The sequence below is a fragment of the Amycolatopsis keratiniphila genome (assembly GCF_000400635.2).
Lineage (GTDB): Bacteria > Actinomycetota > Actinomycetes > Mycobacteriales > Pseudonocardiaceae > Amycolatopsis > Amycolatopsis keratiniphila.
The window spans coordinates 7,439,628-7,462,020 of sequence record NC_021252.1 but is presented as its reverse complement, the minus strand read 5'-3'; the positions used below and the strand labels follow the sequence as shown (position 1 = coordinate 7,462,020).

The window sequence follows — 22,393 nt, the reverse complement described above, 5'->3', positions numbered from 1 at the left end:
CGCCGGGCGGCGCGGAGTCGCCCCGCCCGGCGGCATCGCGAGATACGGATTTCGTGTTCAGCCGGAAAAGCCGTGTGTCACTTGGCGTGCGGGATGGCGCGGATCCCCTCGTACGGGGTCTCCTTGCCGAGGTAGTCCACCGTTTCGAACAGGCCGATCGCGTGCATCGGGTACCGGGCGCCCGCTTCCGCCGCGAAGACACAGGGAAGGATCTGCTTCCGCTCGGACGCGGCGGCCTGGCCGCCCTTGCGGATGTGCTTGTGGGTGTGGATCAGGATCGGCATGTAGCCGCCGCCGAGGAACGAACCCGACTGCAGGACCGCCCCGCCGACGCAGTCGATCACGCAGCCCTTGCCCAGGATCGCGTCGCGGCCCTGGTAGTAGTACGACGGCGTGGCGAGCGTGCCGTGCTCCACATGGAACACACCCGCCGAGAGGCCGATGATCGAGCGGCCGCAGGTGCGCAGCACCGAGCGGTAGAAGTCGACCAGGATCGGCCGGACGGTCGTGTCCGGAAGCGAGAACTCGCCGCACATCAGGGTGATGCGCACCAGTTCCGCGAGCGTGAGGCCGGAGCCGTGCTCGCCGGGGAACTCCTGGTCCCACGGCACCAGGTAGTCCGACGGCGCCACCATCGTGGTCCCGACGTCTTCCAGGATCAGCCGTTCCGCGTCGCCGACCTCCTCCGCCGGCACGGCACCGTTCGCGAGGACACGCACGGCGAGCAGGTGCCTGCTCTCCAGCGTCTTCGCCCGGCTGGCCGCGATCAGCAGGTTGAGCCTGCCGGTCACCGTTTCCGGGATGTCGAAGAGGTGGTCGATACCGTCGGTGGGGACGGCGATCTTCGCCTGCAGGCCGCGTTTGGGCAGCGGCTCGTAGGAATCGACGACGTCCTGGAGGGCGCCGGTGAACTCGCCCGCCCCGACCTGCACGAGCCTTTCCGCGGCCAGCGCGCGGTAGTCGAACGGGATCGAGGTCGACGTCGACAGCACGACGTCGGCGAGCAGGGCGCGATAGCGGTCGTCGTCCAAAGAGGACGCCGCCAGTTCCAGGGACAGGTAAGGGGATTCGTCGCCGGGGCCGTGGATCCAGCTCGCGGTGTAGGGCGCCTCGAACCGGCACGCCTTCGCGAACAACGCGCGGGCGGCGTCGTCGTTCTTGACCTGGCCGGTGACCTCGGCCAGCGCCACGTCGCGCTCCGCGACCTCGGGCAGCATGTCCTTGGCCGGCCGCAACAGTGTCGAAAGATCCTCGATGCTTCGCGTCATGCTTCGCTCCCAATTCGTGCGTACTTCTCGGTTTCCGTTGTCTGCGGGAAGGTTCCGGTGAACATCGCCGAACCCAGCGCGGCGAGGAACCGGTGCTCCGCGGGGCGGACCACCGTGGTGCCCTCGTCGAGGTGCCGCAAAAGGTCCAGCTGCGTCAGAAGCGCCTCCTTGAAATGATTGACGGCGATGAGGAAATGGCCTGCCGGTGCCGTGTCCCGGACGTGGACCGCGTGGATGTTCTTGTAATCGGGGTCCGCGCCGAAGAGGGGCTCGAAGACCAACGTGGCGTGTTTCCCGGACTGGAGCTCCACGTCCGCGAAGCGGTACCGGAACTCGGAGCCGTACGGGATGGCCGCCGGGGCGATGAAGTTCCTCGAAACGCTTTCGGGGAAAGCGAATCCGGCCAGCTCGGGGAAGGCGATGGCGCCGGTCGACGACGTGTAGAGCTCGACGTCGGGCAGGCCCGGGGCCGCGGTCCGCACCCGCATCTCCGCGGTCACCGAGGAGGGCACCGTGCGCAGATAGGCCCGGTACTGCTCGGCGGGGAGGAGCGAACGCAGAATGCTCAACATGTGGAAGCCCTCGTAGCCGGCTTCGCCGTATTGGGTGTCGACGAACCTGCCGTTCGCGACGTCGAGTTCCCGGTTCTTGGTGAACTCGATGGTGATCTTCCGGATGGGATCGGACTCGCGGAGCTCCCGCACGGACGCCGCGAAGCGCCGCACGGCTTCGCTGTGCGAATACACGTCGTTGACGATGATCCGGGCGCGGGGATGACGCCGGACCGTGCGGCCGAGACCCGCGAGGTCCTCCGGGTAGCAGGCCGGTTTCTCCAGCAGGACACGGGCATCGGGCTGCCGCCGCAGGATCTCGTCGACGACCGCGAGATGGGTCGCCGTCGGGGTGGCGACCACCCAGGCGTCGACCGACGCCGGATCCGGCACCTGGGCGACCCGCTCCCAATCGGCTCCGTCGCCGATGTCCACGGTGCGGATCCGGTGTCCCGCTTGGCCGTAACAAGCGGCGTACAGCGACCCGATCTTGCCGAGCCCGACGATGACGATCGTCTCCTCAGCCTGCGACGGTGCCGACACGGGCTTCCCCTTCCCGTGCTCGGATGGCGTGCCGGGCGGCGGACGTGCCCGCCGCCCGGCCGAGTACGGCACCCGCCATCAGGCCGGTGCCGCCCGGATAGCCCTGGTCGTAGAGACCGCCGACGATCACGCCCGCGGCGTAGAGGCCGCTGATCGGCTCGCCGCCGCCGCGCACTTCGGCGTCCGGGGTCACGGAGAGCCCGCCGTAGGTGAAGGTCAGCCCGCAGACCACCGGGACGAACAGGTACGGCGGGGTGTCGAGCCGCTTTTCGTCCTGGTCCGCGTGCAGCCGCTCGATCTCGGCGGTCAGGTTCGCGGCGTCGATCCCGAGCCGCCGGGCGCCTTCCTCGAGGGAGGAGACGGTCACCGACGCGGGATCGCCGACATAGCCCTTGGGGAGCGAGCCCGCCGAGACGACCTTGTCGTCGAAGATCTGGAAGGCCGTCCTCCCCGGCTGCTCCTGGATCTTCTGGCCCAGCGTGACGTAGGTGAGGTTGCTGTAGCCGCCGGATTCGTCGAAGAACCGGCGTCCCTCCCGGTTGACCACGACGCCCAGCGGATAGGCGTACCGGGCGAGGCCGTGGGATTTGTGCATCTGCCCCGGCAGCATGTGGTCGGGCAGCTCGATGCCCTGCGGCGTGGTGTGGCACTTCTCCCAGTTGCCCGCCGTGTCCGCGCCGAGTCCGACGGCCGCCGTCAGGGGAGCGCCTTCGTTGAACGGGACCCCGCGCAGCTTCACGTCCCGCCATGCCTCGCCGAGGTGACGTTCACGCAGCCGGTCGTTCGCCTCGAAGCCCGCCGACGCCAGCACGAGCGCGTCGGCGATCGCCGGGAACGCGGGACCGGAACCGTGGAGCAGGTACCGGCCGTCGGCGGTCCTCTCGAAGCCGGTGACCGCGCTGTCGTAAGAGACCGCTCCGCCGAGCCGTTCGAACCGGTCGAAGTTCCGGTCCTGCAGGCTCTGGCCGCCGCCGTCGAGGACGATCGGCACGTCACCGGGAAGCGGCGTCGGTCTCGGCGCCCAGCGCTGCCCGAAGTCGCGCATCCAGGCGATCGTGTCCGTCGAACGGCGGATGATCGACTCGATGAGCGCGACGTCCACCTGGTCGCCGGACACCCGCAACCAGTCTTCGAGGTATTGCTCGTCGGTATAGCCCGAGCGGCCGGCCAGAATCTCTTCGACCCGCTCCTTGTCCGCCTGCCGCAGCAGGCCGGCGATGAACGGGCTTCCCTGCCAGGAGAAACGCATGGTCCTGGTCAGGGAACTGTTCCCGCCGCGCAGTTCTTTCGGCGCGGCTTCGAAGACGCCCACGGCGGTCGCGCCCGCCTGCAATGCGGCTATCCCCGCGCAGAGCCCCGCATTACCCCCGCCGACGACGGCTACCTGCCATTCGGCCGTATCATTTTGACCGTTTCGCATCAACAACGCTCCACAATCCGGTGTTCGCCATTCAGGGACGACCGCGTTCGAACAGGACCGATCCATATCGCAGGAGGACAGCGCGAATGCTTATGTCGACGCACGGTCATCGGGCGAATACAGGTCTGTTCCGTGAACAAGTGGTCTGCTGCTGGATTCGCAGCCTTCGTTCCTCGCGTGTGCTCAGAAAGGCGGCGCACGAGGATGATTCTTCGGAATCAGTGGCCGACACCGGATTCTGGTGGCGGCAGACGTCATCCGGTCTTCAGAACGGAGATTTCAGTGGACGCCTTCCGAGATGAACCAGGTGTTTCCGCCGGGTTCACCGTCGCCCTTGACGATGGTCGTACGGATTCCTCTGGTTTGCTCATTTTCTCCGGCCCGGCATTTCCGGGCCTCCCCAGTCGTGACCGGCTTGTGGGCCGGCTGAGGCCAGCCTGACTTCCTGACCAGCGCAGGGGCAACCTTCGGGTAGTTCGGCCTTGTTCGAAATCGTTCGAGTGGCCCGAACAGCAGATTCCGGCGCCGCTGAATGGCGGTATCGCGGCTCAGATCGCCTCAGTCAATCTAGAGCGATGATCGTTGAAGAGGGGGACGGCGACGGGGAGTCGCCGACGACGGTTCACCCACCGGACTCCACGGCTTCACCGGCTGAGTTCACGGCGGCACTGCGTGTATTGAGAACGTGGTCCGGATTGACTTATCGGCAGCTGGCCGGACGGGCTAAAGAACTCGGGGGAACACTTCCGGCGAGCACGGTCGCGACCACCCTCGGCCGCACCACACTGCCGCGCGAGTCGTTCGTGGAGACGTTCACGCGCGCGTGCGGGTTGAACGACGAAGAAGTACGGCGGTGGCTCGACTCCCGGACACGGATCGCGATGGGGGCTTCGCCGCGGCCGGCCGACGAGACGAAAGTGGAAGCCGTCGCGCCGCCGGAACCCGAAGCGGCACCCCGCCGCCGGCGCTGGCGGGCGCCGATGATCGTGGCCGCGTTCATGAGCGTCGTCCTCGTCGGGACCTTGGGCTATCTGACGCGCTCCTTCGGGGCGTCCTCCAAGCCGAAGGAGACCGCGGTCGTGGTACCCGGGCTGGACGTGCGGGAGGTGGGCAGCTGGGTGCGGATCCGGCCCGCGCGCTCACCCGAGTTCTGCCTGGCCGAAGGGACGGACCGGACCCGTCTCTACCCCGGCAAGATCGTCGCCCAGCAGACCTGTGGCGGTGACGCGTCGCCGCATCTGTTCCTCGACCCCGTCGGAGAAGAGAACGCCGTGCAGATCCAGTGGCATCATCCGGAGACCGGGGTCGGCTGTGTCACGGTCGTGAACGAAGGGCTGGGACACGACCTGCTCGAACCCCGCGACGACTGCGACGACGATGGTATGGACCAGCTGTTCACCATCGGCTCGGCCGGTCCGGCGGAACCGGGTCGGTTCGTCATCCGGCCCGCCGGCACCAGCCAGTGCCTCGGCCTGCGCGATCTGGACACGGTGGCGGGTACCGAGGTCGTGCGGGAACGCTGTTCCGGGGCGCCGGACCAGACGTTTCTCATCGAGTTGATTCCGCCTCCGTGAGTGCCTGGTGCGGTCTCGCGTGATCCGGCGGACGACACGCGTGTATGGACGGACGACTCGCGTGTCTGGACGGACGACTCGCGGCGGAGCTTGACCGCGGATGTGTCGTCCATCTGGTCACGTGTGTCGTCCGTCGGATCACACGTGACGTCCGACCGGTCACGGGAAGCCCGCTTCCGGCTAGGTCGAAGGCTCCTTTCGTCGCATCGGACTCGGCGAAGGGAGCCTTCAGCCCACTACCGGCCCCCGCACGCGACAGGTTCTAACCGTCTTTCTCACTCACGAGGATTTGGCGAAGCCGGGAACCGAAGACGACCTTTCGACGACTTGTGGGGCTGAATCGTGCGGCCCGGCGAGCGGAGAGAGATGCACTGGTACGAGGACGACGACCTGTGGGTCGGCTTCGCGGACGTGATGTTCCCGCCCAGCCGGGCCGAGGAGGCCGAACGCCTGACGGCCACGTCGCCGCTGCTGGAAGTCGCCGACGGCGCGAGAGTGCTCGACCTGGCGTGCGGTCCGGCGATCCACGTCGTGCCGCTGGCCAAGAGGGGCGCCGACGTGACCGGCGTCGACCTCAGCCCGGCGATGCTCGAACGCGCCCGCGAGGCCTGCGAAAACGCGGGCGTCGCCGCGAAGCTGATCCAGGCCGACATGCTCGAATACACCGAGCCCGGCGCGTACGACCTGATCATCAACATGTACACGTCGTTCGGCTACTTCACCGACCCCGGCGACAACCTCACGGTGCTGCGCAACGCCCACGCCAGCCTCGCGCCCGGCGGCAGGCTCCTGATCGACGTGCTCGGCAAGGAGGTGCTGGCCGGCTGGGTCGGCAGGCCGAAGGCGGTCGACGTCGACGGCGGGACGGTGTTCATGCGCGACTCCATCCTCGACGACTGGACCCGCCTCGAAACCGAGTGGACCCTGGTTCGCGGCGGAGAGGCGAAGAAAGCGTCGATCGTCTCCTTTCTCTACAGCGCCGCGGAACTGAAGGCGCTGTTCGAGACGGCGGGCTTCACCGGCGTCGAATGCTTCGGCGACTTCGACGGCTCGCCGTACGACAACCACGCGCGCCGCCTGATCGTGCGTGGTGAACGTGCCTGAGCCGCTCCGCCTCTTCGCGGAACCGGACGACGAAACCTCGCGGCCACTCCGGCTCACCGGTCCGGTGCTCCTGCTTTCGGCCGCGCTGGCGCTCTCGCTGATCGCGGGCATCGCGCTCGGCCCGTCGAACGTCGCGCTCGCGGATGTCCTGCGCTACCTGGGAAAGGCGATCACCGGCGGCACCATCAGCGGCGACGAGGTCACCGGGTACTCGATCGTCTGGCAGGTCCGCGCGCCGCGGGTGCTGCTGGCGGCCGTGGTCGGCGCGGGGCTCGCGGTGGTCGGGGTGGCCGTGCAGGCGCTGGTCCGCAACGCCCTCGCCGACCCGTTCGTACTGGGGATCTCCTCCGGCGCCTCGGTCGGCGCCGCGGCCGTCGTGGTGTTCGGCCTGTTCGCCGGGCTCGGCGTGCTGGCGCTGTCGACGGCCGCGTTCCTCGGCGCGCTCGGCGCGACCGCGCTGGTGTATCTGGCCGCCCGCAGCAGATTCGGCCTGACGCCGTTGCGTCTCGTGCTCACCGGGGTCGCGCTCACGTATGCCTTCCAGGCGGTGATGAGCGTGCTCGTGTACCTCTCGCCGAACGGCCAGGCCGCGCAGACCGTGCTGTTCTGGCTGCTCGGCAGCCTCGGCTCCGCGACGTGGGCGTCTCTGCCGCTGGCGGCGCTCGGCGTGGCCGTCGCGGTCGTGGTCCTGCTGCGGTACGGCACCGCGCTCGACGTCCTGTCCATGGGCGACGAGACCGCGATGAGCCTCGGTACCGACGCCGCCGCCTTGCGCCGCTGGCTCTTCCTGCTCACCGCGGTCGTCACCGGGTTGCTCGTGGCGGTCAGCGGTTCGATCGGGTTCGTCGGGCTGGTCCTGCCGCATGTGGTGCGGATGATCGCCGGTTCGGGGCATCGCCGGGTGCTGGCGCTCGCACCGCTGGTGGGCGCGGTCTTCCTGGTGTGGGTCGATCTGCTGGCCCGCACGCTCGTCGCGCCCGAGGAACTGCCGCTCGGCGTGATCACCGCGCTGATCGGCGTTCCGGTGTTCCTCGTCGTGATGCGGCGCCGCGGCTACGCGTTCGGAGGCCGCTGATGCTGTCGCTGCGCGAACTTTCCGTCGAGGTGGCCGGGACGACGTTGCTCCGTGAGCTGCGTTTGGACGTCGGCTTGGGTGAGGTCGTCGGCCTCCTCGGCCCCAACGGCAGCGGCAAGTCGACCGCGTTGCGTTGTGTCTACCGCGCGCTGGCCCCGTCCGGCGGCGCCGTCCTGCTCGACGGGACCGACATCGCGGAGCAGGGCCTGCGCGACACCGCCCGCCGGATCGCCGCGCTCACCCAGGACAGCCGGGCGGATCTCGACTTCACCGTCGAAGAGGTCGTCGCGCTCGGCCGGTCGCCGCATCAGCGCGGCAACCTCCGGCTTTCGGCCCGTGAACGCGCGCTGTGCCGGGAAGCGTTGCGGCGGATGGACATCACCCATCTCGCGCAGCGCAGTGTGCTGACGCTTTCGGGCGGCGAACGGCAGCGGGTGCTGGTGGCGAGGGCGCTCGTGCAGGAACCGGAGGTACTGGTCCTCGACGAGCCGACCAACCATCTCGACGTCCGCCATCAGGTGGAACTGCTGAAATTCCTGCGTGACTGCGGGCTCACCGTGCTCGTCGCACTGCACGATCTCAACCTCGCCGCCGCCGTCTGCCACCGGATCGCGTTGCTGCGCGCCGGATCGCTTGCCGCCTGCGGCACGCCGGCGGAGGTGCTCACGCCGGAAACGGTCCACGCCGTGTTCGGCGTCGAGGTCACTCAGGTGACCCATCCCGTGACCGGTGCGCTCCAACTGCTCTACGACCTTCCCGCCGACGAAACCGAGGGGATCTCACGATGAAGCCGTCCAGGGTGACCGCGCTCTTCGCCGCGGCACTGCTCCTGAGCGCCTGCGGTGCCCAGGTCGAGGCAGGTCCGGCCGCGCAGGCAGAGGCCACGGTGACCAACTGCGGCGCGCAGGTCACCTTCCCGGCGCCGCAACGTCCGGTGGCGTACGACGTTTCCGGTGCCGAGAAGCTGTTCGCGCTCGGGCTCGCCGGCCGGATGCGCGGCTACGTGATGAATTCGCTCGGCGACCCGTCGATCGCCGGATCGCCGTGGAAGGACGATTACGCCAAGGTCGAACGGCTCGGCACCTCGCGGGTCACCCGCGAGATCCTGGTGAACGCCAAGGCGGATTGGGTGATCGCGGGCTGGAACTCCGGATTCAGCGAGGAACGCGGCATCACGCCGAAACTGCTGGAGCAGGTGGGCATCCGCAGCTACCTGCACACCGAGACCTGCTGGGAGTACCCCACCGCGAAGTCGGAGGTGACGCCGCTCGAAGCGCTCTACACCGACTTGCGCAACCTCGGTGACATCTTCGGCGTCCGCCAGCGGGCCGACGAACTGGTCGCGGAACTCAAGGGACGCTTCGACAAGGTCCGCGCCGGAGCGCCGAAATCACCGCCCGCCAAGGTGTTCGTCTACGATTCCGGCACCGATCAGCCCTTCACCGCCGGAAAACACGCCGCTCCCAACGACATCATCGAGGCCGCGGGCGGCACGAACGTCTTCCGCGAGTTGCAGGACGGCTGGGGCAGTGTCGGCTGGGAAGCGGTGGTGAAGGCCGAGCCCGAGGTGATCGCCGTGGTGGACTACGCCGACCGGCCCGCGCAGGACAAGATCGCGTTCGTGAAATCGTCGCCACAGCTGAAGAACACGCCCGCCGTGCGCAACAACCGGTTCCACGTCATCTCCTACGGTGATCTCGTGAGCGGACCGCGCAACGCGGCGGGCGCCGAATCGCTGGCCGCGTACCTGCGCTCGATCGGCCGGTGACCGCGATGTCCGCGCTGGTCCACGAACACGTCACCGACGCGATCAAGACGCCGTCGCTGATCCGGCTCGAACCGAACGTCGTGCTGATCCGCTTCGAAACGCTGAAGGTCTACGCCGCGCTCGGCGCCGTGCGGTCGCTGCTCGCCGACGGAACTGTCCGAAAGGGACAGACGCTGATCGACAGCTCCAGCGGGATCTACGCGCTCGCGCTGGCGATGGCCTGCCACCGCTACGGCCTGCGCTGCCATATCGTCGCGTCCACCACCGTCGACCTCACGATGCGTTCGCAGCTGGAGATCCTCGGCGCGACGGTGGATCAGATGCCGCCGTCGGACGACCTCCGCCTCGACCAGCGGCGCCGGGTCGCGCGCGTGCGCGAACTCCTGGACCGGCATCCGGACATGCACTGGATGCGCCAGTACCACGATCCCGTGCACTACCTGGGTTATGCCGAGGTCGCCGACCTCGTCGCCCGCGCCCTGCCGTCCGGGCCGATCACCGTCGTCGGCAGCGTGGGCACCGGCGCGTCGACCGGCGGGATCGCCCGCTCGTTGCGCGAACGCGATCCGGACGTCCGGCTGACCGGGGTCCAGCCCTTCGGCAGTGTCACCTTCGGCAGCGAGCGGTTCACCGATCCGGACGCGATCATCGCCGGCATCGGCTCGGCCATCCCGTTCGACAACGTCGACCACGAGCTGTACGACCGGATCCACTGGCTGGATTTCGTGCACGCCATGGCCGCGACCGTCGGCCTGATGCGTGAGCACGCCGTGTTCGCCGGGTTGTCCACCGGCGCCGCGTATCTCGTCGCGGGCTGGGAGGCGGCGCGGAATCCGGACCGGACGCATGTGGTGATCGGCGCCGACACCGGGCACCGTTACACGGCAAGGGTCTTCTCCCGGCATCGGGAGGCGGTCGACCCGGCCTCACTCGCGCCGCGTGAGATCGCGTCGCTGGACGACCTCGCCCTGCCGTGGGCCACGATGGACTGGCGGCGCCGCCGCTTCGGGAAACCCTCGCTGCCGTTGTACCGGAAGGAGCGGGCGTCGTGACCGTCGTCCTGTTGGAAGCACTCACCTTCGGCCTGGGCAGGCTGGCCGACGCGGCGGCGGAGGCCGGGCGGAAACTGGTGCTGTTCACCGGAAACCGCGACATCTACCGCTACGAACTCGGCACGCTCGGACCGGACAGGGTCGAGGTCGTCGACATCGACACCACCGACATCGAGGCCTGCGAAGCCGCCCTGCGCGCCATCCCGGACCTCGCCGGGATCATCAACTCGACGGACACCTGGGCGCTGCCGGGCGCGGAACTCACCGCCCGGCTCGGCCTGCCCGGTCCGGACGCGGCCGCCGTCCGGGTGCTGCGGGACAAGGGCGCGGTACGTGATCTGCTGTACGAACACGGGCTCACCCGCGGCAGGCCGGTGCCCGTGATGGTCGCCGAGGAGCTCGGATTTCCTTTGGTGGTCAAGGACTCTTCGGGAACGTCGTCACGTGGGGTGTGGCTCGTCCGCGATCAGGCGGAACTCGACCGGGCGAGGCTGGAGGCGAAGGAAACGCCGCTCAAGGGGCATCTGATCGCCGAACCGTATTTCGCCGGACCGCTCTACAGCGCGGAAACCGTGACCTGGCAGGGAAGGACACGGCTGCTCGGGATCCTCTCCCGTCAGCTGTCGCCGGAACCCGTCCGGCGGGAGGAAGCCGCGGCGTTCCCGGTGGCCTTCCCCGAAGCCGAGTACGCCGGGCTCGCCGACTGGATCGGCCGCGTGCTCAAGGCCGCCGGACACGAGCAGGGCTTCGCGCACACCGAATTCGTGCTCACCGCCGACGGTCCGGAGGTCGTCGAGATCAACATCCGGATCGGCGGGGCGATGCTCGGCGAGGCGTTGTGCCGGTCGTTGGGCACCAACGTCTACTCCGCGATGATCGCCATGGCGCTGGGCGAGGAACCCGCCCTGCTCACCCAGAAGATCGGGGGAGGGCCGGGGATCGGGTTCGTCCTGGCGTACCCGGCCGCGGAAGGCGTGCTGAAGGGCTGGTCGGGGCTCGACAGGCTGCCCGGCCTGCCCGGCGCGCCGGAGTGGTACCCGACGGTGAGCCCCGGCGACGAGATCCGGCATCTCACCGATCAGCGTTCGTGCACCGGGATCGTCCTCGCCGAAGGGCCGACGGCGGAACTGGCGCTGCATCGCGCGCTCGCCGCGGCGGGCGGGATCACGCCGGAGCTCGATTCTTGAGAGGTCTCTCAGACGGATAGTCCTACTTTCTGTTTTGGAAAGTGTGACTATCCATCTGGAGGGAACTGTGGGCGAAGCAGTGGGCAGGCGCGCGGTGCTCGGGGGCGCGGCGGCGGCCGGGGTCGCGATGCTGGCGGCGAACACGGCCACGGCGGGGGAAGACCGGCGGCGGTTCGCGGGCAAGGTCGTGATCGTCACCGGGGCGACGTCGGGGATCGGCCGTGCGGCGGCCATCGCCTTCGCCGCGTCCGGGGCCAAGGTCGGTTTCTGTGGCAGGCGGGAAGAACTCGGCCGCGGGGTCGAACGGGAGATCCGCCGCGCGGGCGGGGAGGCGACCTATTTCCGGGCGGACGTCCGGGTCCCCGAACAGGTGCAGGCCTTCGTGGACGGCGTCGCCCGCCGGTACGGCGGGCTCGACATCGCGTTCAACAACGCAGGCATCCATCTCGGCAAGCCGCTGCACGAGATCTCCGTCGACGAATGGGAGGACGTGCAGCGCACCAACGCGCGGGGCGTGTTCCTCTCGATCAAGTACGAGGTGCCGCATCTGCTGAAGGCGGGCGGCGGGGTGATCGTCTGCACCGCTTCGGCGCAGGCCGACCAGACCAGGCCGGGGCACGCCGCCTACACGTCGAGCAAACGCGCCGTGCAGGGTCTCGTGCGCGCGGCGGCGCTGGACTACGGGGCGAAGGGCATCCGGGTGCTGTCGATCGATCCGGGAACGACCGACACTCGGCTGGTGCGGCCGCCGGGTATTCCGGACGATTTGTGGGCACAGTTCAAGAAGGCTTGGGGGCCGTTGAACGTCCATGGCCTGCCGCGGATGGGCGAGGCGGGCGAGATCGCTTCGGCCGTTCTTGCTCTGGCGTCGTCGGATTTCGGCTACCTGACCGGGACTTCGGTTCTCGTCGACGGTGGGTTGAATGCCGGGCGGCCGATGGTGATGCCGCCCGGCTTCACCCCGCCTGCCTGAGTGGGCCGGGAGCACGGGAGGCCGACCCAGGCGGTGGTGAAGGCCTCCTTCCCTACTCTGAAGGTAGGGAAGGAGGCTTTCGCAACGTGCGCGGACGCGGCTTGGTGAGTCACATGGGTCCGGAGATGTGTCGCGAAAGCCACTTTCGAGACGTGTGATGTCCCGAAAGTGGCTTTCGCGACATGCGATCACAGACGGCCCCGAGCTCCTTAAGCGGGGGCCGCGCATTTCTTGGCCTCCGCGGCGGCGGCCATCAGCTCCGGCGTCTCGATTTTGAGCGCGGGCATGAGGTCGGGGGTTTCCGTGATCGGTTTCTGGGTGGCGTCCATCGCCTTGATGGCCGCGTCCATGGCGGCTTCGTTCCCGGACTTCTCCAACCGCTGCTTGCCCGCGGCCGCCGCGTCCCTCGCGGCGGCGTATTGGTCCACAAGGGACTTCTTCACCGCGTCGCCGCCGGGAATCGGCGACGGGGGCAGCGCGGCCAGGTCGTCGACGACCTTGCCCGCGAATCCCGCGCGGACCCCGAGTTCTTCCTTCAGCGCACCGCGGGTCACTTCGGTTCCCGATCGTTGCTTGCTCGCGTAGTCGTTGGAAGCCTTCATGTAGCCGTACACCGCGCCGCAGACTCCGTCGAGCCAGGCGACGGTCTTGGCGTCCGGCCCGGCGGGCGCCGAGGACGGCGGGGTGACGGTGGTCGTCGCGGGAGCCGCCGGTGGCTCTCCGGAACAGGCCGTCGTCACGAACAGGGTCAGGGCGATGAGCAATGGTTTCGTCTTCATAGGTTCCCCTCCGGGGTGTACACGCGCCGGAGGGGTGGAGGGTTGCCCTCAGCCGCAGCCGCCCATGATCCTGGCCAGTTCGGCGGGCCGCAGCGGGGGCTCCGGTAGCGGGTTCGCGGCGGGCGCCCGCATCCCGTCGAACAGCAGCGCGAGGTGGCGTCGCCAGACCTCCGGGCGGACGGTCGCGGTCGCTTCCACGGTGCGCGCGATGCCCCAGGTCGCGAAGGCCATGTCCTCAAGGGTGAAATCGTCGCGCAGGGCGCCGCTCTCCTTGGCGCGTTCGACGATCCGGGTCATGAGTGCGTAGCCGCGTTCGAGGTCTTCGGCCTGCGGCGGCCGCGTCGAGGCCAGTTCGTTGTAGCCGCGGTCGGCGGCCTGCAGTTCGCAGACCCGTTCGACGAACGACGTCAAGCCGATCCAGGCGTCGTCGAGGGAAAGCGCGTGTTCGGCCAGTTTCGCGACGGTCTCGGTCCGGTCGGCGAACACGGCGTTCACCAGATCCGCCCGCTGCGGGAAGTGGTTGTACAGCGTGCCGATGCTGACGCCCGCGGTCTTGGCGATCTCTTCGAGCGGGACGTCGAGGCCGCGCTCGGCGTAGAGCCCCCGGGCCGCCTCGATCAGCAGGTCGCGGTTGCGCCGGGCGTCCTTCCGCAGGGGTTTGGTCATGACGGCATCGTAACCAAGTTGAAGGCATCCTCAAGTTACGGGTATAAGTTGAGGAAGACCTCAACTTAACTCTGGAGGACATATGACCAAGACACTCGCGATCTTCGGCGCCGGACCGGTGCTGGGACTTTCGCTAGCCCGCCGGTTCGGCCGAGAGGGCTTCCGGATCGCCCTCGTCGCGCGCACCACCGACAACCTCGACGCGCTCGTCGCCGCACTTGATCGCGACGGCATCGAAGCGAGCGGCTTCGTCGCCGACGTCTACGAGCCGGCCCAGATCGCGTCCGCCGTTACCGCCATCGGCCGGATCGACGCGGTCGCGTTCAACCCCGGCGGCGGGACCATGGGCGAGGGCATCGTGCCGGTGCTCGACGTGGCTCCGGAGAACCTCCGGCTCATCCTCGACCGGTTCCTGGTCTCCGCGGTGGCACTCGTGCGGGCCGTCCTGCCGGACATGACCGAGCGCGGCGAGGGCGCGATCCTGTTCACCGCCGGGCAATCCGGGCTGTACCCGGCGCCGTTCCTCGGCAACGTCGGGATGGCGCAGGCAGCGCTGCGGAACTATTTCCACAACCTGAACGCGGTGCTCGCGGAGAAGGGGATCTACGCCGGGGCCGTCAACGTCGGCGCGCTCATCGAGGGCAGCGTGCCGCACCGGGCACTCACGGCGAGCCCGATGGACTTCGAGCCCGAGGTGATCCACCCGGACGTCTTCGCCGATGCCTTCTGGAAGCTCTACTCGACGCGCGAAGCTCCCGAAGCACTGGTCGGGTCTTTCGGGAGGTGACCGTCATCCCCACGGGGTACGGCCGGATGTACCACTGTGGACGGATGTGTGCGCCCGCCCCCGTGCCCACAATCGGGGAAACGGACAAGGGAGGCCCCGGTGGGGAAGACGATCGTCGACATCAGCCAGTCGCTGGACGGATACGTGGCGGGCGAAGGCGTCGGTGTGGACGCGCCGTTCGGGACCGCGGGACAGCGGCTCACCGCGTGGAGCATGGAGGATCCGGACGACGTCGACAAGGCGGCGGCCCGGGTGATGTTCGAGAACACCGGCGCGTTCGTCATCGGCAGGACGCTGTTCGACGTCGGCATCGGGTTGTGGGGAGAGGACGGGACGTGGGGGATGCCGGTGTACGTCGTCACTCATCGGCCGGGACCCGATCTGGTGAAGGGACCGACCCGGTTCTCGTTCGTCGCCGGGGTCGAGGAGGCGCTCCGGCGGGCACACGAAACGGCGGCCGGGCGTGACGTCGTGATCGCGGGCGGGGCTTCGGTCGTCCAGCAGGCGCTCGCCGGTGGCCACGTCGACGAATTGCGGCTGCACCACGTGCCGGAGATGGTCGGCGGCGGCACCCGCTTGTTCGAGGGCGTGAGTCCCGCGTCCCTTGTCCAGGTGAGCGCGGCCGAGGGGAGGGGCGCGGTCCATGTGACCTACCGGGTCTAGTTCACCGGCCGGGCTCGGGTGGGCTGACCAGGCCGTGTTGATAGGCCATGGCGACCAGCTGAGCCCGGTCGCGCGCGCCGAGTTTGCCCAGCGCGCGGCTGACGTGGGTCTTGGTCGTCGCCATGCTGATGAACAACCGGGCGGTGATCTCCGCGTTGCTCAGCCCTTCGGCGACCAGCGCGACGACTTCCCGTTCCCGCGCGGTGAGTTCGGCGAACACCGTGTCGTCCACCGTCGCCCGCGCGGGGGTGACGAGCCGCGCGATCAGCCTGCGGGTCAGCCCGGGGGCCAGCAGCTCCTCACCGCCCGCCACCACCCGGATGCCGTGCAGAAGCTGGGCGGGCGCGGTGTTCTTGAGCAGGAAGCCGCTCGCGCCCGCGGTGATGCCCGCGACCGCGTACTCCTCGGTGTCGAAAGTGGTGAGGATGAGGACGCGCACCGCCGACAGCTCCGGGTTCGCGGTGATGCGCCGGATGCCCTCGATCCCGTCGGTGCCGGGCATCTGCACGTCCATCAGGACCACGTCGGGGCGGAGCCGCTCGGCGAGAGCGGCCGCGGTGGCCCCGTCTCCGGCCTCGCCGACGACCTCCATGTCGTCCTCGGATTCCACCAGCACGCGGAAACCCGCCCGGACCAGGGACTGGTCGTCGGCGATGAGCACTCGGACCGGCATCAGCGGTCCACCGCCGGCGTGGGGAGCGTGGCCGTGACTTCGAACGTGTCCCCGGTCCGCGTCGCGTGCAGGGTTCCGCCCAAAGCCTCGGCCCGCGAGCGCAGTCCGGCGATCCCGTTGCCACCAGCCGGAGACGGGGCGCTTTCGCCCGCTCCGTCGTTGCGAACCCCGATCTCCAGCACGTCGTCACCATAGAGCAGCGAGACCCGGATCGACGTCGGCCGCGCGTGCCGCCGCGCGTTGGTCAGCGCTTCCTGGACGGTCCGGAACGCGGCCAGGTCCACCCTCGGCGGCAAGGAGCGGCGTTCGCCCCGCACCACCAGTTCCACTTGGACGCCGGTCGCCCTCGTCACGTCCAGCAGGGTGTCCAGCCGGGCGAGGCCGCCGCGGTCGGCCGCGGTCCCGTCGATACGAAGCATGCCGAGCAACGCTTGGACTTCGGCCAGCCCCTCGTCGCTGATCGTCTTGATGGTGCGCAGTGCCGCGGCGCCCTGATCGGGGTTCCGTGCCAGCACATGGGTCGCGACGCCCGCCTGCACGCTGATCGTCACCATGGTGTGGCCGACCACGTCGTGCAGTTCGCGGGCGATCTCCAGCCGCTGTTCGGTTTCCCGCAACCGGAGCCGCAGTGCCTCTTCCCGCGCGCCCTTGGCGTACGCGCGGTGGTAGTGGACCGCGGAACCGAGCGCCACCGCGGCCAGTTCCAGCGAAAGCGCGTTCACCGCCCGGTCGTCGAACCACGCCACGCCAAGGGTTCCGTGCACCACGACGGTGGACACCGCGGCGGTGACCGCCCAGGCCGCCGCGCCGAGCCGCCAGCCGCGTTCGGCCGCGACGGTGTAGCAGGCGATCAGCGCCGCCACCGTGATCAGCCTGCCGGGGCAGTCGAGGACGAACCACGCCGCGACGACCGCGTTGACGGCCACCAGCACCCCGAACGGGAAGATCCGGCGTGCGCTGATCAGCGCGGCCAGCAGGACGAGCAGGACGGCACCGGCCGGGCCGAGCGTTCCTTCCGGTCCGCTCGGCCCGATCCGCGTCACCGCCGAGACGGCCACGAGCGCCGCGGCGCCGATCCCGGTCGCGGTCTCGGCCGCCGTGGGTCGTCTCACGCTCATCAGGACCTCTGTGATGTCAGGCAACGCGCACCAGGGCACGTGCGCCGCGCAGCGCCAGCGGTTCCCCGGTTCGCAGGTCGCGCACCCAGGTGACCAGCGCGTACTCGCCGGGAGGGAGCGCCGTGGTGAGTATCGCCGAACGCCATGGCGACAGCGGCACGACCCCCGTCGGCCGTCCGGTGAACGGGCTCGGCCCGGTGCGGGCGAAGAAGGCGTCGAGGTCGGCGAGCGCGGTCCCCGGCCGCACCGGCAGCAGCATGGCTTCGGTGAACTGGCCGGACGCGTTGAGCACGAACACCGGCGCGCCGGACGTGAGGGAACGCGGCGCGAGGAATCCGTTGTCGGTCGCGATGATCGCCGCCGTCGCGTTGGTCGCTTTCGGCGACGTCCCCGGGCCGATCCGCAGCGGCCGGATCCGCGAGACGAAGTCCGGCTCGGCGACGTCACGGAAATCCACCAGGTGGTAGTCACCCGGGGACACGGCGATCTCGGCCGCCGCCGGGACGGCGCCCACGGCGACGCCGCCGAACATCTCCGCGTCGGCGGTGACGGCCCTGCCACCCGCCATCGCGTCGGCGGGGTCGTCGGACATCGCCTGTTTCAGGTGCCGCGCATAGGTTTCGAGCGCGACTCCCGGGCGCAGCCGCACCAGGCCCACCCACGCGCCCGCCGGGTCTTCCGACCGCACCGCCAGGGTGAGGGCGCCCGCACGGACGGCCGACGGGGCGGTGAAACCCGCTGGGGTGACGGTGAGATCGAGTCCGCCCGGCTCGGCCAGCGCGGGCGAACCGGTCAGGAAAGCGGTGACGGCGATCGCCGTCGTGAGGAGTTTTCTCATGGTGGCGACTCTGGCCGAGCCCGCCCCGCCGCGCGTCCGCCCTCGACGGGCAACGGGGCTACCGCACCGGGATGACGTACCGCGCCGGTCGGATCTCCCGGAGTACCGTTCCCGGCCGACGCGCCGGGCGCCCGCTCGCCGAGATCATCGCGGCATGGACCGACGTTCCTTCTTGAAGCTCGGCGCCCTCGTGGCCGCCGGTACCGTCGTCGCGGGCTGTTCGTCGGGGACCGCTCATCGGCCCGGAGCGTTCGCCAATCGCCTGCGGATACCGCCGCTGCTGTCGCCGGACCTGGACGCCTCCGGTACCCGCCGGTTCGAGCTCACCCTCCGCACGGGAAGCACCGAACTGATCCCGGGCCTGCGGGCGAGCACGTGGGGGATCAACGGCGACCATCTCGGACCGACGCTCCGCATGCGCCGCGGCGACCGGGTGGCGATGGCCGTCACCAACCGGATCGGCGAGCCGACCACCCTGCACTGGCACGGGATGCGCCTGCCGGCGCGGATGGACGGCGGTCCACATCAGACGGTCGCTCCGGAGGCGACCTGGCGTCCGGAGTGGACGATCGACCAGCCCGCCGCCACCGGCTGGTACCACCCGCATCCGCACGAACAGACCGCCCGCCATGTCTATCGCGGCCTGGCGGGGATGATCCAGATCGTCGACCCCGAGGCGGACGCTGCCGGTCTGCCGTCGGACTACGGCGTGGACGACATCCCCCTGATCCTCCAGGACAAGCGGCTCGACTCGGACGGACAGCTCGTGGAGGACTTCGACGGCACCTTCGGGTTGATCGGCGACACGATCCTGGTCAACGGCACGTTCGATCCGTTCGTCGAGGTGCCCGCCGGCCGGATCCGGTTCCGGGTGCTGAACGCGTCGAACGCCCGGATCTACTTCCTCGAATTCGCCGACGGCCGCGAGTTCCACGTGATCGGCACCGACGGCGGTCTCCTGCCCGGACCGGCGGCCGTCCGGCGGGCGGTGCTCAGCCCCGGCGAACGGCTGGAGATCGTCGCCTCCTTCGCTGCCGGGGAGCAGGTGGTCCTCCGAAGCGTCGGCGAGCGCACCGACGCGGCGACGGACATCGAGGAGGGCGACTTCGATCTGCTCAAGATCATCGCGGCGGGTCCGCGACGGGACGTGTCACCGTTGCCCGCGCGGCTCTCCTCGGCCGCCTTGCCCGAGGCGCCGCCCGGAGCCCGGGTCCGGCGCATGACGCTGACCGGTTCGGAGATCAACGGCAAGGACATGGACATGACGCGGATCGACGAGGTCGTCGCGGCGGGCGCGCGTGAGATCTGGGAGATCCACAACACGACCTACACGCACAACTTCCACATCCACGAAGTCGCGTTCCGTGTTCTCGAGATCAACGGTGCGCCGCCGCCCGCCTATCTGCGCGGCCCGAAGGACACCGTCTACGTGCCGAAGCAGGCCACAGTGAGACTCGCCGTCGAATTCGGGCGCCACGCGGATCCGGCGGCGCCCTACATGTACCACTGCCACATCCTGCGCCACGAGGACAAAGGGATGATGGGCCAGTTCGTCATCGTCGCCCCCGGCACCGAAGACCGCGTGTCACGGCTGCTTCCGATGCCGGGCCACGACCACGGCGGCGGTTGAGCTACTTCTCGATGGCGTAGGCCTCGATCTCGACCTTCATCTTCGGGTCGAGCAACGCCGAGACCTCGACCATGGTGGCCGCGGGCAGCACGTCACCGAAGGCTTCCCGGTGCGCCCGTGCCACCAGGTCGGCGTCCTTGATGTCGGTGACGTAGGTGACCGTGCGGACCACCGCGACCAGGCTCGACCCGGCGTCCCGCAGCGCGGTCTCGATGATCGAAAGCACGGCCACGGCCTGCTCGTACGCGTCACCCGAGCGGGCGGGTTCACGCGCCGTGGTCCCGGAAACGTGGATGTGCTCGCCGACGCGCACCGCCCGGCTGTAGCCGAACACGGTCTCGTAGTCGCCACCGGAGGAGATGTTCACCCGTTCAGTCATGACCCGAACGAAAGCACATGCGGCCCTGCCCCGGAACACCGGTACAGGGCCGCCTGCCCCTTACTGCTCTTCCTTGTCCTCAGGCGGTGTCTCTTTCGTGGCGGGCGGGATGGCCTTCGTCAACTCGACGATGGTCTTCCCCGCCATGCCCGACGCACCGTAGGTCGGGTCGCTGAGGATTTTGAGCCCCTTCTCGAGCTTGTCGAGCGCGTCCGCCGCCTTCGGGAACCTCGTTTTCAGGTCGCCGATCGGGAAGCTGTTCCAGTAGTCGTACCTTTCCAAGATCTTCTTGGCGTCGGGATGCCCCTCCAGCTCCTTCGCCAGCTTCTCGCGCACCACCCTCGGGGGTATGTCGCTGAGCTTCTCCGGTTTGGGCTTCGGAGCGTCGGGCGTCGCGTCCGGAGTGCTGTCGCCCGGCTTCGGGGGCGGGCCTTCGATCGGCTTCTTGCCACCGGGCATCGGTGTCCCGCCACCGGGCTTCGGCTTGGGCAGGGTGATCTTGCCGCCGCCGAGGGTCAGCTTGACGACGTCGTCGGCCGCGCCGCGGGTCTTCGCCAGGATCTTGAGCATCTCGGCGAGCTTCTTGGCGACGTCGGCGATCTGCTTGGCGATCTTGGCGATCGCCACCGCGACCGTGCTCATGATGGAGGTGATCGCCGCGATGATCGAACCGCCGAAGGTGACCGGCGCCAGCGCCACCGCGACGATCGCCGCCTTGAGGATGCCCGCCAGCGTCATGGCGATGATGTCGCGGACGATGCCGCGGACCGCGCCGATGACGGCACCGGCGATCCCCATCTGCTTGCCCGCGAATTCGATGTATCCGGCGAGCGCCTCGATCTGGGCGGCGACGCCTTCCATGTCGGCGCGGAAGGTGTCGGCGGCCTCGCCCGTCCACTTCTCCGTGAACTTGGCGGTGGCGGCGGCGTGGTCCTTCGCCCACTCCCGCACCTCCGCGCCCTCTTTGTAGATCGCGGTCTTGGCCGCCTCGATGCCCTTCGGGTCTCCCAGCAGGAAGTCCAACGGCCAGCGGAAGATGACGATGTGCTCGATCAGCCAGCCGATGCCGGCGGTGAGCAGCGATCCGATCGGATCGGCGACCATGCCGAGGATCTCGATCGCCATCCCAGCCGAGGCCAGTCCGATGCTGAGGCTGTCCCCTTCGTCGACGGCCTTCTTCAGCGAGAACGCGGAATCGAAGAAGCCCGCGCCCGTGGTGTCGCCGCTGCCCGCGAGGAAGCTGTTCTTCTCGTCCTTGAAGTCGCTGGCCTTGGTGCCGGTGTTGTTCCCGAAATCGTTGCGGTGGTACTCGTCGCTCACTTGACCTTCACCTCGTCGATCCCCTTGCCGGCTTCGGTGATCAGCCTCTCGGTCTCCTGCTCGTTGGCGTTGTACTGCTTCGCCGCCTCGCGCACCCTGTCCGAGAACTCCTGCACGTTCTCCGAGTACTTGTTCAGCTGGTCCCGCGCCTTCCCGCAGTGCATGCTCGCGCCGGCGCCGTAGATCTGGCCGCCGAAAATGCCGAAGATGCCGGGATCCGCCACGCAACTGCCCACCATGTCGGCGCTCTTGCGCAGCGCGTCCTCGAGCCTGCCGAGGTGACCGGTGAACTCGGTCAGGTCTTCCGTCTTGACACCGAATCCGGTCACCACGGGCTCATTTCATCGTCGTCGGGGGAGGCCGGTCGCCGGGTTCGCGGCGCCGGGGGGTTCGGCGGCCGCACGGGACGGCCGGGCTGCGGCGGGCCCGCCTGCGGGGGTGGCGGCGGCCGGTACCCCGCCTGAGGACGCGGCGGCTCGTTGTGCGCCTCGGGCGCCCACTTGTCCTGTTCCGGGTTGTCCGGCGTCTCGTCCTCGACCTTGGGCAGGAAGGTGCGGACCAACTGGGCGGCCTCGTCTTCACCGTTGATCTCGGTGTAGGACTCGGTGACCTTCTCGACGGTCTTGCGCTGCGCCTGGCGCACCGTCTGCATGACCAGCGAGGAGAGCCGGGCGGGCCCCAGCGAGGTGGCCCGGTTGCCGAACTCGATGGCGCTCAGCGAACCGTTGGCCTCGACCGTCACCGTCACCGAGCCGTCGGGGGAGGTCACCGTGGACGCCGAGGCGGTGAACGCGGCCGTCAGTGCTTGGGCCTTTTCCTCGAGTTTCCTGGCCTCTCGCTCCAAAAGGAGTGCGAAGTCCTCACCTGCGTCGAAATTGGGTTGCATGCGTCGCCTTGGCTCGATGGGCTGGGTCGCGATTCGGGGGAAATTGCGAGAGGTCGCGAGGTGCGATCGCCCGTATCGTTACCACCGGACGTGCACTGGGACAAGCCTGATGATCAGAAACTGCCCGAAAGGGCCTCCG

General features: G+C 69.1%; 23 protein-coding genes. 11 read left to right on the top strand and 12 right to left on the bottom strand.

Annotated elements, in window-relative coordinates; translation table 11 throughout:
- Window positions 1-77: 77 nt before the first annotated feature.
- The 3 genes from AORI_RS74345 to AORI_RS74335 are packed head-to-tail and all read right to left on the bottom strand — an operon-like array spanning window position 78 to window position 3,782.
- Window positions 78-1,268 (bottom strand): hypothetical protein, encoded by a 1,191-nt coding sequence (locus AORI_RS74345; RefSeq protein WP_016336953.1) that lies wholly within the window; start codon window positions 1,266-1,268, stop codon window positions 78-80.
- Window positions 1,265-2,362 (bottom strand): Gfo/Idh/MocA family oxidoreductase, encoded by a 1,098-nt coding sequence (locus tag AORI_RS74340; RefSeq protein WP_016336952.1) that lies wholly within the window; start codon window positions 2,360-2,362, stop codon window positions 1,265-1,267. Before AORI_RS74340 ends, AORI_RS74345 begins: the two co-directional genes overlap by 4 nt.
- Window positions 2,340-3,782 carry an FAD-binding protein gene (locus AORI_RS74335; protein ID WP_081809735.1) on the bottom strand — a complete coding sequence of 481 codons (1,443 nt, stop codon included), beginning with the start codon at window positions 3,780-3,782 and terminating at the stop codon, window positions 2,340-2,342. The genes AORI_RS74340 and AORI_RS74335 overlap by 23 nt, the downstream gene beginning before the upstream one ends.
- Window positions 3,783-4,357: 575 nt before the next feature.
- Between AORI_RS74335 and AORI_RS74330 the strand changes: the two genes are divergently transcribed.
- The 8 genes from AORI_RS74330 (at window position 4,358) to AORI_RS74295 (ending at window position 12,515) form a co-directional block, all read left to right on the top strand.
- The gene (locus tag AORI_RS74330; RefSeq protein ID WP_123798631.1) at window positions 4,358-5,356 is read left to right on the top strand and encodes an XRE family transcriptional regulator; all 999 of its coding nucleotides are present in this window, start codon (window positions 4,358-4,360) and stop codon (window positions 5,354-5,356) included.
- Window positions 5,357-5,722: 366 nt separating this feature from the next.
- Entirely contained in the window at window positions 5,723-6,460 is a 738-nt protein-coding gene (locus AORI_RS74325; protein ID WP_016336948.1) for a class I SAM-dependent methyltransferase, read from the top strand.
- On the top strand, window positions 6,444-7,535 hold the full coding sequence (locus tag AORI_RS74320) for a FecCD family ABC transporter permease (protein ID WP_043848357.1): 1,092 nt from the start codon (window positions 6,444-6,446) through the stop codon (window positions 7,533-7,535). Before AORI_RS74325 ends, AORI_RS74320 begins: the two co-directional genes overlap by 17 nt.
- The gene (locus AORI_RS74315; RefSeq protein ID WP_016336946.1) at window positions 7,535-8,323 is read left to right on the top strand and encodes an ABC transporter ATP-binding protein; all 789 of its coding nucleotides are present in this window, start codon (window positions 7,535-7,537) and stop codon (window positions 8,321-8,323) included. Before AORI_RS74320 ends, AORI_RS74315 begins: the two co-directional genes overlap by 1 nt.
- Window positions 8,320-9,303 carry an ABC transporter substrate-binding protein gene (locus AORI_RS74310; protein ID WP_016336945.1) on the top strand — a complete coding sequence of 328 codons (984 nt, stop codon included), beginning with the start codon at window positions 8,320-8,322 and terminating at the stop codon, window positions 9,301-9,303. Before AORI_RS74315 ends, AORI_RS74310 begins: the two co-directional genes overlap by 4 nt.
- A complete protein-coding gene (locus AORI_RS74305) occupies window positions 9,300-10,355 on the top strand; it encodes a cysteine synthase family protein (RefSeq protein ID WP_016336944.1) in 1,056 nt (351 codons plus the stop codon). Before AORI_RS74310 ends, AORI_RS74305 begins: the two co-directional genes overlap by 4 nt.
- Window positions 10,352-11,542: an ATP-grasp domain-containing protein gene (locus AORI_RS74300; protein ID WP_016336943.1), complete on the top strand. Its 1,191-nt coding sequence runs from the start codon at window positions 10,352-10,354 to the stop codon at window positions 11,540-11,542. Before AORI_RS74305 ends, AORI_RS74300 begins: the two co-directional genes overlap by 4 nt.
- A gap of 67 nt (window positions 11,543-11,609) precedes the next feature.
- Entirely contained in the window at window positions 11,610-12,515 is a 906-nt protein-coding gene (locus AORI_RS74295; RefSeq protein WP_016336942.1) for an SDR family NAD(P)-dependent oxidoreductase, read from the top strand.
- A 209-nt stretch (window positions 12,516-12,724) separates the two neighbouring features.
- Here AORI_RS74295 and AORI_RS74290 read toward each other — a convergent pair whose 3' ends face one another.
- The gene (locus tag AORI_RS74290; protein WP_016336941.1) at window positions 12,725-13,294 is read right to left on the bottom strand and encodes a hypothetical protein; all 570 of its coding nucleotides are present in this window, start codon (window positions 13,292-13,294) and stop codon (window positions 12,725-12,727) included.
- A 48-nt stretch (window positions 13,295-13,342) separates the two neighbouring features.
- Window positions 13,343-13,960 carry a TetR/AcrR family transcriptional regulator gene (locus AORI_RS74285; protein WP_016336940.1) on the bottom strand — a complete coding sequence of 206 codons (618 nt, stop codon included), beginning with the start codon at window positions 13,958-13,960 and terminating at the stop codon, window positions 13,343-13,345.
- An 82-nt stretch (window positions 13,961-14,042) separates the two neighbouring features.
- Here AORI_RS74285 and AORI_RS74280 point away from each other — a divergent pair, with 82 nt between their 5' ends.
- Together AORI_RS74280 and AORI_RS74275 are read left to right on the top strand one after the other, a co-directional pair.
- Complete coding sequence (locus tag AORI_RS74280; RefSeq protein ID WP_016336939.1) at window positions 14,043-14,747, top strand: SDR family NAD(P)-dependent oxidoreductase; 705 nt, start codon at window positions 14,043-14,045, stop codon at window positions 14,745-14,747.
- Window positions 14,748-14,846: 99 nt separating this feature from the next.
- Window positions 14,847-15,410: a dihydrofolate reductase family protein gene (locus AORI_RS74275; RefSeq protein WP_016336938.1), complete on the top strand. Its 564-nt coding sequence runs from the start codon at window positions 14,847-14,849 to the stop codon at window positions 15,408-15,410.
- A gap of 1 nt (window position 15,411) precedes the next feature.
- Here the strand turns inward: AORI_RS74275 and AORI_RS74270 are convergent, their stop codons facing one another.
- The 3 genes from AORI_RS74270 to AORI_RS74260 are packed head-to-tail and all read right to left on the bottom strand — an operon-like array spanning window position 15,412 to window position 18,039.
- Window positions 15,412-16,083, bottom strand: coding sequence for a response regulator (locus AORI_RS74270; RefSeq protein ID WP_016336937.1), 672 nt, complete (start codon window positions 16,081-16,083; stop codon window positions 15,412-15,414).
- Window positions 16,083-17,201 carry a sensor histidine kinase gene (locus AORI_RS74265; protein ID WP_016336936.1) on the bottom strand — a complete coding sequence of 373 codons (1,119 nt, stop codon included), beginning with the start codon at window positions 17,199-17,201 and terminating at the stop codon, window positions 16,083-16,085. The genes AORI_RS74270 and AORI_RS74265 overlap by 1 nt, the downstream gene beginning before the upstream one ends.
- A 16-nt stretch (window positions 17,202-17,217) precedes the next feature.
- Window positions 17,218-18,039 (bottom strand): hypothetical protein, encoded by an 822-nt coding sequence (locus AORI_RS74260; RefSeq protein ID WP_016336935.1) that lies wholly within the window; start codon window positions 18,037-18,039, stop codon window positions 17,218-17,220.
- A gap of 154 nt (window positions 18,040-18,193) precedes the next feature.
- Between AORI_RS74260 and AORI_RS74255 the strand changes: the two genes are divergently transcribed.
- Entirely contained in the window at window positions 18,194-19,669 is a 1,476-nt protein-coding gene (locus tag AORI_RS74255; RefSeq protein ID WP_016336934.1) for a multicopper oxidase domain-containing protein, read from the top strand.
- A 1-nt stretch (window position 19,670) separates the two neighbouring features.
- Here AORI_RS74255 and AORI_RS74250 read toward each other — a convergent pair whose 3' ends face one another.
- From AORI_RS74250 to AORI_RS74235, 4 genes are read right to left on the bottom strand one after another with little or no spacing between them, the layout of a single operon-like run.
- Window positions 19,671-20,048, bottom strand: coding sequence for a RidA family protein (locus AORI_RS74250; protein ID WP_228688239.1), 378 nt, complete (start codon window positions 20,046-20,048; stop codon window positions 19,671-19,673).
- A 60-nt stretch (window positions 20,049-20,108) separates the two neighbouring features.
- The gene (locus AORI_RS74245; RefSeq protein WP_016336932.1) at window positions 20,109-21,368 is read right to left on the bottom strand and encodes a WXG100 family type VII secretion target; all 1,260 of its coding nucleotides are present in this window, start codon (window positions 21,366-21,368) and stop codon (window positions 20,109-20,111) included.
- Window positions 21,365-21,700 carry a hypothetical protein gene (locus tag AORI_RS74240; RefSeq protein ID WP_016336931.1) on the bottom strand — a complete coding sequence of 112 codons (336 nt, stop codon included), beginning with the start codon at window positions 21,698-21,700 and terminating at the stop codon, window positions 21,365-21,367. The genes AORI_RS74245 and AORI_RS74240 overlap by 4 nt, the downstream gene beginning before the upstream one ends.
- Window positions 21,694-22,254 (bottom strand): YbaB/EbfC family nucleoid-associated protein, encoded by a 561-nt coding sequence (locus tag AORI_RS74235; protein WP_043848356.1) that lies wholly within the window; start codon window positions 22,252-22,254, stop codon window positions 21,694-21,696. Before AORI_RS74235 ends, AORI_RS74240 begins: the two co-directional genes overlap by 7 nt.
- Window positions 22,255-22,393: the final 139 nt, after the last annotated feature.

Bases quoted from the DNA above. Each gene is read 5' to 3' on its own strand.
- AORI_RS74345 (WP_016336953.1), bottom strand. From the start codon at position 1,268: ATGACGCGAAGCATCGAGGATCTTTCGACACTGTTGCGGCCGGCCAAG.
- AORI_RS74335 (WP_081809735.1), bottom strand. From the start codon at position 3,782: ATGCGAAACGGTCAAAATGATACGGCCGAATGGCAGGTAGCCGTCGTC.
- AORI_RS74330 (WP_123798631.1), top strand. From the start codon at position 4,358: ATGATCGTTGAAGAGGGGGACGGCGACGGGGAGTCGCCGACGACGGTT.
- AORI_RS74325 (WP_016336948.1), top strand. From the start codon at position 5,723: ATGCACTGGTACGAGGACGACGACCTGTGGGTCGGCTTCGCGGACGTG.
- AORI_RS74315 (WP_016336946.1), top strand. From the start codon at position 7,535: ATGCTGTCGCTGCGCGAACTTTCCGTCGAGGTGGCCGGGACGACGTTG.
- AORI_RS74310 (WP_016336945.1), top strand. From the start codon at position 8,320: ATGAAGCCGTCCAGGGTGACCGCGCTCTTCGCCGCGGCACTGCTCCTG.
- AORI_RS74290 (WP_016336941.1), bottom strand. From the start codon at position 13,294: ATGAAGACGAAACCATTGCTCATCGCCCTGACCCTGTTCGTGACGACG.
- AORI_RS74285 (WP_016336940.1), bottom strand. From the start codon at position 13,960: ATGACCAAACCCCTGCGGAAGGACGCCCGGCGCAACCGCGACCTGCTG.
- AORI_RS74280 (WP_016336939.1), top strand. From the start codon at position 14,043: ATGACCAAGACACTCGCGATCTTCGGCGCCGGACCGGTGCTGGGACTT.
- AORI_RS74270 (WP_016336937.1), bottom strand. From the start codon at position 16,083: ATGCCGGTCCGAGTGCTCATCGCCGACGACCAGTCCCTGGTCCGGGCG.
- AORI_RS74265 (WP_016336936.1), bottom strand. From the start codon at position 17,201: ATGAGCGTGAGACGACCCACGGCGGCCGAGACCGCGACCGGGATCGGC.
- AORI_RS74260 (WP_016336935.1), bottom strand. From the start codon at position 18,039: ATGAGAAAACTCCTCACGACGGCGATCGCCGTCACCGCTTTCCTGACC.
- AORI_RS74255 (WP_016336934.1), top strand. From the start codon at position 18,194: ATGGACCGACGTTCCTTCTTGAAGCTCGGCGCCCTCGTGGCCGCCGGT.
- AORI_RS74250 (WP_228688239.1), bottom strand. From the start codon at position 20,048: ATGACTGAACGGGTGAACATCTCCTCCGGTGGCGACTACGAGACCGTG.
- AORI_RS74235 (WP_043848356.1), bottom strand. From the start codon at position 22,254: ATGCAACCCAATTTCGACGCAGGTGAGGACTTCGCACTCCTTTTGGAG.